The organism is Kitasatospora sp. NPDC058965 (assembly GCF_042741245.1).
GTDB lineage: Bacteria > Actinomycetota > Actinomycetes > Streptomycetales > Streptomycetaceae > Kitasatospora.
In genome coordinates this window covers 14,678-28,690 of record NZ_JBHYKG010000081.1, presented here as the reverse complement: position 1 = coordinate 28,690, position 14,013 = coordinate 14,678, and the positions used below count along the sequence as shown (strand labels likewise).

7 protein-coding genes are annotated in these 14,013 nt (G+C 73.2%); 3 read left to right on the top strand and 4 right to left on the bottom strand.

What is annotated here, in order from left to right:
• The first annotated feature begins 487 nt into the window (after positions 1 to 487).
• Positions 488 to 7,219 carry an RHS repeat-associated core domain-containing protein gene (locus ACFW1A_RS16175; RefSeq protein ID WP_380409446.1) on the top strand — a complete coding sequence of 2,244 codons (6,732 nt, stop codon included), beginning with the start codon at positions 488 to 490 and terminating at the stop codon, positions 7,217 to 7,219.
• A gap of 110 nt (positions 7,220 to 7,329) precedes the next feature.
• Complete coding sequence (locus tag ACFW1A_RS16170) at positions 7,330 to 8,001, top strand: hypothetical protein (protein WP_380409444.1); 672 nt, start codon at positions 7,330 to 7,332, stop codon at positions 7,999 to 8,001.
• 68 nt (positions 8,002 to 8,069) lie between these two features.
• Here ACFW1A_RS16170 and ACFW1A_RS16165 read toward each other — a convergent pair whose 3' ends face one another.
• From ACFW1A_RS16165 to ACFW1A_RS16150, 4 genes are all read right to left on the bottom strand, one after another.
• Complete coding sequence (locus tag ACFW1A_RS16165) at positions 8,070 to 9,164, bottom strand: PP2C family protein-serine/threonine phosphatase (protein ID WP_380409442.1); 1,095 nt, start codon at positions 9,162 to 9,164, stop codon at positions 8,070 to 8,072.
• A gap of 122 nt (positions 9,165 to 9,286) precedes the next feature.
• On the bottom strand, positions 9,287 to 9,670 hold the full coding sequence (locus tag ACFW1A_RS16160) for a VOC family protein (RefSeq protein WP_380409440.1): 384 nt from the start codon (positions 9,668 to 9,670) through the stop codon (positions 9,287 to 9,289).
• A gap of 36 nt (positions 9,671 to 9,706) precedes the next feature.
• Positions 9,707 to 11,521: a hypothetical protein gene (locus ACFW1A_RS16155; protein WP_380409438.1), complete on the bottom strand. Its 1,815-nt coding sequence runs from the start codon at positions 11,519 to 11,521 to the stop codon at positions 9,707 to 9,709.
• The gene (locus ACFW1A_RS16150) at positions 11,518 to 12,582 is read right to left on the bottom strand and encodes an ATP-binding protein (protein ID WP_380409436.1); all 1,065 of its coding nucleotides are present in this window, start codon (positions 12,580 to 12,582) and stop codon (positions 11,518 to 11,520) included. The genes ACFW1A_RS16155 and ACFW1A_RS16150 overlap by 4 nt, the downstream gene beginning before the upstream one ends.
• A gap of 142 nt (positions 12,583 to 12,724) precedes the next feature.
• Between ACFW1A_RS16150 and ACFW1A_RS16145 the strand changes: the two genes are divergently transcribed.
• Positions 12,725 to 13,984: a threonine/serine exporter family protein gene (locus ACFW1A_RS16145; RefSeq protein WP_380409434.1), complete on the top strand. Its 1,260-nt coding sequence runs from the start codon at positions 12,725 to 12,727 to the stop codon at positions 13,982 to 13,984.
• The last annotated feature ends 29 nt before the right edge of the window (positions 13,985 to 14,013 follow it).

Below are 14,013 nucleotides of genomic sequence, written 5' to 3'. Positions count from 1 at the left end.
GGCCTGGTCGGGGCGCGCCCCGACCACGGCCGACCACGAAGCTCCCGGTGCCCGGACCGCCTCCGGCCCACCGGGAGCTTCGCCGTGCGGTCCGGGCCGGCGGCGGGTGCCGCACTCGTCGCGCCCACGGACACGGAACGTCAGCTTGCCGCCCGCGCACGCCTATTGAGTAAAATATTGGTCAAATATTCAGCATTCTTCGGGCGCCGATCAATGATCCGTGCACTGACCTGCCGTCAGTTCCACGGCTGCCCGCGACACTTCGTCCGACCTGCGCAGATTTCGTGCCGTCACCTGGCGACTACGGGACGTTGCGCCCGCACCGGCAGGCCGCTACCGTGCCGCCGCCGGGCGTTGAGCCTGGTCAGGGGCTTGACGGGAGGTCAAGCCCCTGCAGCACCAAACGCATGGGGGATCTGTCGTGCACGCACGGCTGCAATGGTTCAACGGTGCCCGGGGGCGGGTGAGAGCACGACGGGGAACGGTCATGACGGCCGCCCTGATCGCCCTCTCCCTCGTGGCCCCCACGGCCGACGCCCAGACGATCGTGGGCGGGTACCACTACAAGGGCAAGCTCTGGGCGGCGGATCCGCTGCCCGCCCAGCCGAAGGTCGCCGGCCACAACGCGACCGGCTCCCGGACGACACCAGTTCCGGAGCCCAAGGGCACCCGCGCCATGACGGCGCACACCGCGACCGCGCCGACCTGGCCGACGGCCGCCAGCGGCATCGTCAACGTCGGTGACAAGCAGTCCGGTCGGGTCGGGCTGACGTCCGCCCCGGCCGGCACTCCGGCCGCCGCCGCGCCGTTCGCGGCGGCCACCACCCCGTCCTCGGTCCGGGTCCGCACCGCCGACCACGCGCAGGCGCAGGCCGCGAACGTGGACGGCCTGCTGGTCGGGCTGGACCGGGCCGACGACTCGGGTGCGCCCGGCACCGTCTCGGTCTCGCTCGACTACGGCTCCATAGCCCAGGCGTACGGCGGCGGTTGGGCCTCGCGCCTGCACCTGGTGCAGCTGCCCGCCTGTGCGCTGACCACGCCCGACCTGCCGCAGTGCCGTACCCAGCAGCCGCTGGCCACCACCAACGACCCGGTGACCCACCAGCTCCGGGCGAGCGTGGCCCTGCCGGCCACCGTGCCCGCCGCACCGAGCACGCCGGCCCCGAACGCGCCGCACGCGACGGCCATGGCCATGGCCTCGCCGATGCTGGCCGCCGGCGCCGCCACCGGCACCGCCGTGGCCGCGGTCTCCGGCACCTCCGGCTCGCAGGGCAACTACACCGCGACCTCGCTCTCCGCCTCCGGCACCTGGTCGCAGTCCGGCTCGGGCTCCTTCACCTACGCCTACCCGCTCGCCGTGCCGCCGGGCCTGGGCGGCTCCGTCCCCTCGGTCTCCCTCTCCTACGACTCGCAGGCGGTGGACGGGGAGACCTCGGCCCGCAACTCGCAGTCCTCCTGGATCGGCGACGGGTGGAACTACTCCCCGGGCTACCTGGAGCGCAGCTACAAGTCCTGCACCAACGACGGGATCGCGGGCTCGGCCGACGAGTGCTGGGCGGGCGCCAACGCCACCCTCTCGCTCGGCGCGCACTCCGGCGTCCTGGTCCGCGACAGCGCCGGCCTGTACCACCTGCAGGGCGACGACAGCACCCGGATCGAGCTGCTCACGGGCGCGTCGAACGGGCTGTGGAACGGTGAGTACTTCAAGGTCACCACGACCGACGGCACCGCCTACTACCTGGGCCTGAACCACTCCCCGGGCAGCACCTCCGACCCCGCCACCAACTCCGCGTGGGGCGAGCCGGTCTACACCCCGAAGCCGGGCGACCCCTGCTACGACAGCGCCAAGGGCAACAACTCCTTCTGCGCGAACATGGGTTACCGCTTCAACCTGGACTTCGTGGTCGACCCGCACGGCAACGTGCAGCGCTACGACTGGGCCGCCGAGTCCAACTGGTACAACCAGGGCTACGGCCAGGTGGTCCAGTCCGGCGGCGGTGGCACCATGGCCCAGTACACCCGCGGCGGTTACCCGACCCAGATCTCCTACGGCTACAAGCTGGCCGACGAGCAGGCCGGCCGCGACCCGGGCGCCAAGGTGGTCTTCACCACCGCCCAGCGCTGCACCGTCTCGGACACCACCTGCCAGTACGCGAACCTGAACGCGACCACGGCGCCGAACTGGCCGGACACCCCCTACACGCTGAACTGCACCAGCGGCATGGCGACCTCGGGCACCGGCAGCAACGTCTGCCAGACCCCGTCGCCGACCTTCTGGTCCACCTACCGGCTCAAGTCGATCAAGACCTCGGTCAAGGTCGGCTCCGCCTGGCAGGACGTGGACTCGTGGGCGCTGACCCACCTGTTCTCGGACGCGGGCGGCACGATGGACCCGGTCACCGGCAAGACGGTCGACCCGAAGGACGCCGGTGCGCTCCAGTCCGTCATGTGGCTCTCGCAGATCCAGCACACCGGCCTGGACACCTCGGCCGGCGCGAGCGGCACGGCCCAGCTGGACCCGGTGACCTTCACCGGCGTCGAGATGGACAACCGGGTCGACGGGCTCACGCCCGCCGCCCCGCCGCTCTACCACCCGCGGATTTCCAGCATCCAGACCGAGACCGGCGAGTCCCTCGCCGTCACCTACCGGGCGCCCGAGTGCTCGCGGGTCAACAACACCATGCCGGCGTCCCCGGACTCCGACACGATGGCCTGCTACAACGTCAACTGGACCACCCCCGGCGGGGTCACCCCGATCAGCGACTGGTTCAACAAGACGCTGGTCGCGCAGGTCTCCGACAACGACGCGACCAAGGCCGGCTCGCCCGCGCGGGTCACCACGTACAGCTACGGCGGTGGCGCGGCCTGGCACCGGGACGACAGTGACCTGACGGACGACCAGTACCGCACCTGGAACGACTTCCGCGGCTACCGCACCGTCACCACCCAGACCGGCGCCGCCCCGGACCCGATCACCCAGCACACCACGTCCTACTTCCAGGGCATGGACGGCGACTACAAGGCCGACGGCACCCAGCGGTCCGTCAGCCTGGCCAACAGCCTGGGCGAGGCGACCACCGACAGCAACTGGCTGTCCGGCGTCGCCCAGGAGACGGACACCTACAACCAGGCCGGCGGCAGCATCGTCGCCAAGACGCTGACCACGCCGGCCACCACCACGGTGACCGCCGACGTGTCCCGGACCGCCTGGACCTCCAAGACCCCGGCCCCGGCGACCCTCTCCACGCTGCCCGACCTGACGGCCCGCCGTTCGGTCTCGGCCGCGAACCGGTCGCTCTCGCTGCTGGCCAACGGCAGCTGGCGCACCACCCGGACCAGCACCACCTACGACAGCCTCGGCCGCACCACCCAGGTGGACGACCAGGGCGACGTCACGGTGCCCGGCCAGGAGCGGTGCACCACCACCAGCTACGCCAACCCGCCGGCCGGCAACCCCATGATGGTGGCCTACCCGACCGAGACCCTCACGGTCTCCGGGCCGTGCGGCACCGCCCCGGGCAGCGGCACCACCCTGGTCGACCAGCGCGTCTTCTACGACGGGGACGGCAGCATCACCAACCCGGGCACCCTCGGGCAGCTCGGCGCCAACGGCACCAGCCTGGGCATGACGACCGCCACCCAGCAGCTGACCTCCTACAACGCCGGTCAGCCGGTCTACCAGACCGTCAGCGCCGTGACCTACGACGCCTACGGCCGCCCGACCCGGACGCTGGACCCGGCCGGCTCGGCCAGCAGCACCACGTACACCCCGGCCGGCGGCACCCTGCCGACGACCGTCACCGCCACCAACCCGCTGGGCTGGACCCAGACCAGCACGATCGCCCCGGCCCGCGGCGCGGTGACCGAGACGGTCGACCAGAACGGCAAGGTCACCGACACCACCTTCGACGCGCTCGGCCGCCGGACCCAGGTCTGGCTGCCCGGCCGCAGCAAGGCGACCCAGAACGCGGACAAGACGTTCGCCTACGCGGTGCACGGCGCCGGGTCCAACCCGGACCCGTCCTCGGTCACCACCCACGTGCTGCGCGAGGACAACTCGTACAGCTCGGTGGTCGACATCTACGACGGCTTCCTGTCGAAGCGCCAGTCGCAGACCACCACCGCCGACAACTCGGCGGGCCGGCTGATCTCCTCGACCCACTTCGACAGCCACGGCTGGCCGGTGTCGTCGAGCGCGCCCTACGCGGACACCACCACGGCGCCGGGCTCGACGCTGTTCGTCGAGGTGGAGAACACCCTCCCGCAGGAGACGGTCACCACCTTCGACGGACTGGGCCGGGCCGTCGTCAACACCCAGTACAGCAAGGCCGCACCGCTCTGGCACAGCAGCACGGCGTACCCGGGTGCGGACGAGACCGACAGCACGCCCCCCGCGGGCGGCGTCCCCGTCTCCACCTTCACCAACGCGCTCGGTCAGAAGACCTCGGTGACCACCCACGGCGGGACCGGCATCGGGGACGTGACGACCAGTTACACCTATGCGCCCGGCGGCCAGATCGCCACGGTCAAGGACACCAACGGCAACACCTGGAGCTACAGCTACGACCTGCTGGGCCGGCGGGTCGCCTCGGTCGACCCCGACCGCGGCAACTCCAGCAGCAGCTTCGACCAGCTGGGCCGGCTGGCGAGCACCACGGACGCCCGCGGCCAGGTGCTCTCGTACAGCTACGACGTACTGGGCCGCCGGACCGGCGAGTACGCCGGCAGCAGCACCACCGACCCGACCAAGCAGCTGGCCGGCTGGACCTTCGACACCCTGCAGAAGGGCTACGCCACCGCCAACACCCGCTACGTCGGCGGCTCGGGCACCGGCGGCAGCGCCTACGTCCAGGCCGTGACCGGCTACAACGCGGCCTACCAGGCGACGGGTGCGTCGATCACGATCCCGGCGGCCGAGGGCAAGCTGGCCGGCACCTACAGCCTCGGCAGCGCCTACACCCCCAACACCGGCCTGCTCTCCGACACCCTCTTCAACGGTGACGGCGGGCTGCCCGCCGAAGACATGGGCTACGGGTACAACCTGCAGGGCGGCCTGGTCTCCAGCGGTTCGGACTTCGCGCCGTACCTGGACCTCGCCTCCTACAGCCCGCTGGGCCAGATCCTGCAGTCCACCTACGGCGTGCTCGGCAAGCAGGTCCGCACCGCGCAGACCTACGACGACGCCTCCAAGCGCCTGGCCACCAGCCGGGTCAGCATCCAGACCGCTTCCACCAACCCGATCTCGTCGTTCAGCTACGGCTACGACCAGGTCGGCAACATCACCACCACCAGCGAGCTGCAGTCCTCCGGCGGCGCCGACCAGGTCTTCGACACCCAGTGCTTCCAGTACGACGGGCTCGGCCGCCTGGCGACCGCATGGACGGACAAGAACGGGATCGGCTCCCCGACGGCGGGCCAGCTGGCGACCTGCACCAGCAGCGCACCGACGGCCGCCACGGTCGGCGGTCCGGCACCGTACTGGCAGTCGTTCAGCTACGACGCCATCGGTGACCGCACCCAGGAGGTCCAGCACGACGTCACCGGCAACACCGCCAAGGACGTCACCCAGACCCTGGGCTACCCGGCCACCGGCGGGGTCCGGCCGAGCGCCGTCGCCACCGTCACCACCAGCGGTCCGAACGGCACCAGCACGCAGACCGACGGGTACGACCCGACCGGGAACACGACCAGCCGGACCACCACCGGGGCCGGCCCGCAGACCCAGACCTTCGGCTACGACGAGGAGGGCCGCACCAAGTCCGTCACCACGACCGTCGGCACCGGCACCGCCCAGACCACCGGGTACCTCTACGACGCCGGCGGCGGTCTGCTGATCCAGCGCAGCCCGGGCAGCACGGTCCTGTACCTCTTCAACGGCGCCGAGCAGCTCACCCTGACCGGCACCACCGTGACGGGTCAGCGGTACTACACCAACCCCGACGGCACGCTGATCCTGCGCTCCAGCAACGGCACCGTCACCTACCAGCCCACCACCACCCAGAACACCGACCAGCTGGAGGTCGACTCCAGGACGCTGGCGATCACCCGGCGCTCCTTCGACCCGTACGGCAACGCCCGCGGGGCCGCGCCGGCCTGGGCGGACAACCACGGGTACCTCGGCCAGCCGGCCGACGCCACCACCGGTCTCGACCTGCTGGGCATGCGCAACTACGACCCGGCCACCGGCCGGTTCCTCGCGGTCGACCCGGTCTTCGAGTCCGACCTGCCCAACCAGATCGGCGGGTACGCCTACTCCGGGGACAACCCCACCACGCTGAGCGACCCCAGCGGTCTGATCCCGGACGGCTGCGGCAAGGAGGGCCCGTGCTACGGCTACGGGCCGGACAGCGGCTGCCCGGGCGGCTGCGGCACCACGGCGAACCAGGACTGGGGCGCCGCGCACGGCCAGGACCCGACCCACGGCGGCGGCTGCGAGCCGGGCCAGTGCGGCACGCCCAAGCCGCCGCTGAGCGTGTGGGACATCGGCGCGATCAAGCGTGAGCTGAAGAAGTACGACGACTACAACCACAAGCTGATCTGCCACGGCCGGCTGGGCTGCCACACCCAGGCCCAGCTGGACGAGCAGAACGCCGAGCGGCAGCGCGACCTGGACTGGCTCTCCGGCCAGGCGCAGACCTTCGCCAAGATGCTCGGCCACGGCGCCGAGTCGCTGGTCGGTGCCGGCGGGACCGTCATCGGTGGCGGCCTGGCCGCCAGCGGCGTGGTCGAGTGCGGCGTCGGCGTGCTCTGCTGGGCCGGCGCCCCGTCCATCGCGGGCGGCCTGGCCCTGGCGACACCGAGCGCCACGGCGATGGTGGACGGCGCCCGCGGGTTCGGCGACGACATCAACACCCTGCTGAACGAGTCGGACTCCGGCTCGGGCGGCGGCGGCAGTAGCGGCAAGCCGACCGCGGACGACATCCGCGACCTGGTCACGGGAGCGGACGGCAAGCCGATCGGCTCGAAGATCTCGAACGGCGTCCAGGGCGTGCCCGAGTCCGAGATCGACCGGGTGCGCCTGGGCCTCTACGAGCGGCTGGGCAATCCGACGAAGGTCGTCAACATCCCCAAGGGAACGATCGAGGTGTGGGAGCTCGAAGGCGGGAAGATCAACTACCGCTCGTTCAGCGGCCGGCAGGGTGCCGGTGACTACACCATCGACTTCTCCGACAAGCTCTGGGAGCAGCTGGGGCTGAGCCGCCTGCACGCCAAGGGCTGAGCATTCCCCCGCCGATGACATCACCCTGATCGGAACGCGGCCGCTGGTATCGTGCCGGCGGCCGCGTTCCTCCTGCTACGAATGCACCCGCACACTTCCGGAGACAATTGATGGAACTCTTGACGGACCGTTCGGACGTGGCCGAGATCGCACGGCTGATCGAGGAATCGGTCACCGGGTACGAGCCCGCCGACTTCCCGGACCAGTGCTGGGTCCTGCACGAGCTGACCCGGCGCGACCCCGGCGATCCGGCGGCGACCCCCCTGCGGGTGACCTGGGCGGACGCACTGGATCGTCACGGGTACCGACTGGCCGACTGGCGCTTCACCCTGTCCGACCTGACCCTCGCCCCGGCTGCCGGCGACCCGGGTGTCGAGCTGCCGCGGGAGGGGCAGCTCGACCGCGACTCCCTGGCCGCGCTGCTCTCCGTGCTGGCCCGGCAGAGCGACCGGGGACTGGACACCGTGTGTTACTGGGCCCAGTGCCCCCTGGAGGACCTGCTGAATCCGGTGCCGATCCGCACCGGAACACTGCGGGAAGCCCTCGATCTCTTCGACCGGCTGGGCACCCCGGGACATCCCTTCACCTTCCCCGCCAACTGGTGGCCCGCCGACCGCTCCTGGTTCGTGCTGACCGACACCGACCTGTCCGCCACCGAGGTGCTCGGCTCCGCCGAGCTGGTCGCGGCCGTGCTCGCCGAGACCGGGCTGGAGGCGGTGCGCCACCCGCGGATCGCCGACTCCCCCGAGGGCGCCGCCGCCTGGCCGCCCCTCGCGCACTGAACCCTCGCGCACCGAGCCCTGGCGCAATGAGCCGGGGCCCGCCCGGCTCACGGCTCACGGCTCACGACTCAGGGCTCACGGGTCAGGGCCAGCAGCGCGGCGTCGTCCGTCATCCCGTCCGCCACGTACTCCTCGACGTCCGTCAGCAACTGGTCGAGCAGGGCCGCCGGCTCGCGCGCGGTGAGGCGGGTGGCCAGCCGGTCGGCCAGGGGGTAGAAGTCGCCGGCCGCGTCGCGGGCCTCGCTGACCCCGTCGGTGTAGAGCAGCAGCAGGTCGCCGGGGCCCAGGTCGACGGTGCTGCTGCCGTAGGGCTGTCCGGTCAGCGCGCGCAGCGCCAGCGGCGGGGCGAAGTGCGGCGGCCGCACCTCCTCCACCTGCCGGGAGTGCCGCCGCACCAGCACGGGCGGGTGCCCGCAGTTGACCACCTCCACCGGGCCGCCGGCCGGCGGCACGGTGAGCAGCACGGCGGTCACGAACCGCTCGCCGGTCGGCCGGTTGGCGAGCGCGGCGTCCAGGCGCTCGGCCAGTTCGGTCAGGTCCGGCTCGGTGCGGGCCGCCTCGCGGAACACGCCGAGCACGTCGGCGGCGGTCTCGACGGCCGCCAGGCCCTTGCCCTGGACGTCACCGAGCAGCACGCGGGTGCCGTACTCGGTCTCCAGCACCTCGTACAGGTCACCGCCGATCCGCGCCTCGGCCGCCGCCGCCAGGTACCGCACCGCCACCCGCAGCCGGCCCACCCGGGCGGGGACCGGGCGCAGCAGGGTGCGCTGGGCGGCCTCGGCGACGGTGCGCACCTGGTGGAGCTCCTGGGCCCGGGCCCGGGTCAGCACCACGTTGGCCATGGTCGCCAGGGTGACCGCCACGACCGCGCTGACCGCCGCGACGTGCACGCCCGTCGGCACGCCCTGGTTGTCCGCGGCCAGCAGCACCATGGCGACCACCACCACCAGGCCGGCGACCAGGGGCACCCGCACCGAGCGGGTGCCGGCACTGGCGAGCACCGGGATGCACGCGAGGACCGGCGAGACGGTGGAGCCCGGGCCGGTGACCACGTCCGCGAGCACGGCCAGCGCCAGCAGCCCGTAGGAGCAGCGCACCAGCAGCCGCACGCGACCGGGCAGCAGGGCCGCGCTCGGCTTCGGCGAGCGCGCGGCGTCGGGCATGGCAGCTCCAGGAGTCGCTGCGGTGGGCGGCTTCCTCTCACTCTCTGCCGCGGCGGGGCAACCGGCCACCGGGACGCGCCGGGCCGGGGAGCCGCCCCGGGCCGCCCGATCGGCGCAACCGGTCAGAGCGGCTGGAGCCGGCCGCGGAGCAGGCAGAACTCGTTGCCCTCGGGGTCGGCCAGCACGTGCCAGGTCTCGGCGCCGGTCTGGCCCACGTCGACCGGCCGGGCACCGAGGGCGAGCAGGCGGGCCAGTTCGGCGTCCTGGTCGCGGTCGGTGGCCCTGACGTCGACGTGCAGCCGGAGCTTGCCGGACCGCGGGTCGTCACTCGGGCTGATGATCAGGGTCAGCTCCGGACCGCCGAGCGCAGCGCCGGGCGGGCCGATCTCAATGCTCCCGTCCTCCTCCCGGCCGAGTTCGACGAAGCCGAGCGCCTCCCGCCAGAACGCGGCGAGGTGCTCCGGATCGGCGGCGTCGAGGACCAACTCACTGATGCGGCATGCCATGCGCGGCAGTCTACGGAGCGGGCGGGCACGAACGGTTCACCGCATCCGGAACACCGGGCCGCGCGGGGTGAACGGCAGGCCCGCGCCCTGCGGGACCAGGAAGGCGTGCTCGCGGCGGATCCGCAGCACGTCGCAGTCGCCGTCGGTGATCACCAGGACCGGCGCGCCCGGCGGGAAGTCCTCGGCGCGCTCCAGCAGGTCCACCCCGGGCTGCAGCACGGTGCCGCCGCGCCCGTGCACCCGGACCCGGCCCGCGATCTCGCTCGGCGGCAGGTAGCCCGCGTCGTGCGGCGCCGCGTCGCAGAACACCACCCGGGCGGCCGGCACGTCGCGCGCGGCGGCGTAGGAGGCGATCGCGCCGAGCGCCAGGCCGAGCAGGCGGCGGTCCATCGAGCCCGAGGTGTCCAGCACCACGCCGAAGGTGCAGCGCGCCTCCTCGTGCGGCGGGAAGTACCGCCCGGCCCGCGGGATCTCCGGGGACGACGCCTGCCGGCGGGACGGCCGGGCGTAGCTGCGCACGGCCACCGGGGACGGGACGAACTCGTCGAACCAGCGGGCCAGCCGGGCGTCCCAGGGCAGCGGCGGGTGGCTCAGCGCCCGGATCTCCTCGACCAACCCGGCGGGCAGCAGGCCGCGTTCGCGCTGGTGCAGGTCGAACCCCTGCTGCAGACCGCGCCGGTAGAAGTCGTCCAGGTCCACGTAGTCGCGCACCGGCCCGAGCGGCTCGCCGAGCACGTCCGGCTGCCCCTTGCCGGCCAGGGTGGCCAGTCGGCGGATCCGGCGCTGGTCGCGGACGATCCGGTCGTACACCTCCTCGGCCGACAGGCCGGCCAGTTCCGGGTCGTGCAGCAGGCCTTCGGGCATCTCGCCGACGCCCATCTCCAGCAGCCAGCCGTTGATCACGTAGTCCGCGGCCACGTTGAACAGGAACGGGTCGCGGGCCCCGCAGCGCTCGCCGTGGCGCAGCGCGGCGTGCAGCATCTCGTGGCCCAGGACGAAGCGCCACTCCTCCTCGCTGTGGCGGCGCAGCGGATTGAGGTAGATCTCGCCGGCCTCGGCGTTCACGGCGGCGATCGCGATGCCCTGGGCGCGGGCCAGTTCGGCGTCGGCGACCAGCGTGATGCCGGCCGCCAGGCCGCCGAGCAGCGGGTAGGAGGAGACGAACCAGTTGAGCGCGCGGGTCCACGGCCGCTCCGGGTGCCGGGCGCCGGTCAGTTCGTCGCGCCGGCCGCCGGCCAGGTCCAGTGCGGCCGACATGGTGCGGGTGAGTGCGGCGGCGAACTCGGCGCTCCAGTCCTCGGGGTGCCGGTCGGGCCAGGGCAGCAGGAGCTGGTCCGGTGCCTGCCCGGCGGTGCCGCTCACGGCCGGGAGGCCGTCGCGGCGCCACCGGTCGGCGAGTTCCTCCTCGTCGCCGCCGAGGAAGACGGCCGGCAGCTCGACCGGTGCCCGCCCCATCGGGAAGGTCGCCAGGAAGCGGTTGACCACGTGGCAGCGCGCGGCGCGCAGGAAGGCGTCGGGCTGGGTGCGCGGACCGGTCTCGGCGCTCAGGTGGCCGAACCCGAGGTGCAGCAGGGCGTGTGCCAACACCCAGGCCCACTCGGCGGGTTCGGCCCGCCGCCGGGGGTCGACGTGCACCGTGCCGTTGGAGTCGGCGACCGCCCAGTGGGCGCCGGCCGGGCGCCGGCCGCAGTCGGGGTCGCGGCAGACGGAGAACCCGAGCGAGGCGAGGGCGGTGTTGCCGCGCAGCATCGCCAGCCCCTCGGCGAACGCCTCGGCGGCCGGATCCGCCGGCCTGGCCCGCCGGTCGGCCTGCCGGTCGGCCGACCTGCCCGCCGTGCCGGTCGCGCTCACCGGCGGGCCTCCACCAACCGGGGCATGTCCCGGGCCGCCTCGATCAGGAACCAGGAGGGCAGCACCGGGTTGCCGTCCGCGCCGTCCGCGATCACCGTCTGCGCCACCTCGACCGAGATCTCGGCCAGTTGGACCAGCAGCGACTTGGCCCGGTAGGCAGTCTGGCGCTGGCCGTTGGAGGCGTACTCCTTCTTGGCCGGCAGCTCCTTGACCAGCCGGCCGCGGAAGGCGTCGGCCAGGTAGTAGAGCAGGTCGCGGTCCTCCAGGCGGTTCGGCCAGCGGGCGTCGCCCTTGATGATCGCCTCCAGCCCGTAGGAGTTGCGCACGATCTTGGCGTAGCCGCAGAAGGCCACCGCGTGCTGGGGCGTCAGCAGGCCGTGCGCGAGCACCTTGAGCGTCGCCTCGTCCAGCGTGGGGCCGAAGGAGTGCAGCGCGTCGGAGAGCATGTGCCAGGCGCGCGGGGTGGAGAACGGCTCCTCGGACTTGGGCGGCGCCGACCAGAGGTGGTCCGGACGGTCCGTCAGGTAGTCCTGCACCCAGGGATGGATCCCGTGGTCCGCCGCCCAGGCCAGCCAGTCGCCCGCGCTGGCCCGCAGATGGACGTGGACCAGCCGGTTGACCAGCGCCGAGGCCATCGGCCGGGCCAGCGCACCGTCGGTCGCCCGGTTGCCGGCACCGATCACGATGCTGCCGGCGGGCAGTTCGTAGGAGCCGATCCGCCGGTCCAGGATCAGCGAGTAGAAGGCCTTCTGGACGTCCGGGGTGGCGGCGTTGAGCTCGTCCAGGAACAGGCAGTACGGCTCGTCGCGGGCGATGCTCTCCGGCGGGCAGAACCGCGACCGACCCTCGGGCGTGATCTGCGGCACCCCGACCAGGTCCTCCGGCGCCAGCTGCGTCCCGATCAGGCTGACGCACTCCAGGCCGAGCGAGTCGGCGAAGGCGCGGACCAGCGAGGACTTCCCGATCCCCGGCGCCCCCCAGAGGAACACCGGCCGCACCGTGGCCAACCCGAGCAGCAACTCCGGTACTTGGGAGGGGGAAACGGTCACAGCACCCTGCACGGAGCATCCTTCGCGGTCGACGGCGGGAGTCGCCGACCAGTCTGCGCACCGGCTCCGGCGGGCGCATCCGGTTTTGTGCCCGGTGACCCCGCTGCCGGAGCCGGGCGTGGCCCGTTTCGGGCGGGATGCGACGATACGTGCCATGTCCTGCCTCGCTCCCCCGCCGCCGGTGCCCGCTGCCCCGGCGCACCCGCTCCGCCGTCTGCTGCTCGACCTGGGCGATGCCCTGCTGGGCGGTGGCCTGCCCGTCCACGAGGTGGAGGAGGAGTTGCGCGGGCTGGGTGCCGCCCTGGGCGCACCCGGGGTGCGGGTGGCGGCGCTGACCAACGGGCTGTTCGTCGCGCTGCACGCGGACGAGCCGACCTCGTTCCGGCCCGTCGACTCGGCGCTGCGGTTCGAGCAGACCGCCGAGGTGCTGCAGCTGGTGCACCGGCTGCGCGCGGGCGGGCTCGACGGGGAGCAGGGCCTCGCGGAGCTGGACCGGATACGCCGGGCGCCGGCCCGCTGGCCCACCTGGGTGGGCGAGCTCGGGGCGCTGCCGGTCGGGGTGGGGCTCTGCCTCTTCCTGCAGCCGGTGGCGGTGAACGTGCTGGTGGCCGGGGTCGGCTCGCTGATCGTGGTGGGGCTGACCGCGCTGGCCCGTCGGCTGCCGCTGCTGCGCCCGCTGCTGCCGGTCACGGCCGGGTTCGCCGTCGCGCTGCTGGTGCTGTCGCTCGCGCGCGCCGGGGTGCTGGAGGGGCCGCTGCGCACCATCGTGGCCACCCTGGCGATCCTGCTGCCGGGCGGTCTGCTGGTCACCGGGCTGTCCGAGATCGCCGCGGGCGCCGCCTCCGCCGGGACGGCCCGGCTGGTCTCCGGCGCCGTGCAGCTCGCACTCTTCCTGACCGGGGTGGCCGCGGCCGCCACCGCGACCGGGATGCCCGCCTCGGCGCTGGAGAACGTGCAGGTCGCCAAGCCCGGCTGGTGGGTGGTCTGCCTGGGGCTCGCGCTGGCCGTGGTCGGGCTGGTGGTCTACGTCCACACGCCGCCGCGGGCGATCCCGTGGATCGGTGCCGTGATCGTGGTGACCGTCGCCGCCCAGGTGGTGGTGGGCTCGGTCAGCGGCGCGGCGGTCGGCGGGCTGGCGGGCGCGGTCACGGCCGCCGTCGCGGCCACCGTGGTGAACCGGCTGCCGGGCGGGCCGCTCTGGCAGGTGCTCTACCTCCCCGCGTTCTGGATCGTGGTGCCGGGCTCGTTCGGGCTGCTCAACACCGCGCAGATCGAGGCCGGCCACGGGAGCCAGCCGGTGCTGGCGGCGGTGTCGGCGGTGTTCGGGGTCTCGATCGGGACCCTGATCGGCTCGGTGATCAGCCGGGTGCCCGGCTCGTCGGTCCGGTCCGCCCAGGCCGCCCGGGCCGCGTAGGGGGCTCGCCCCGGGGCTGACGGGGGGGT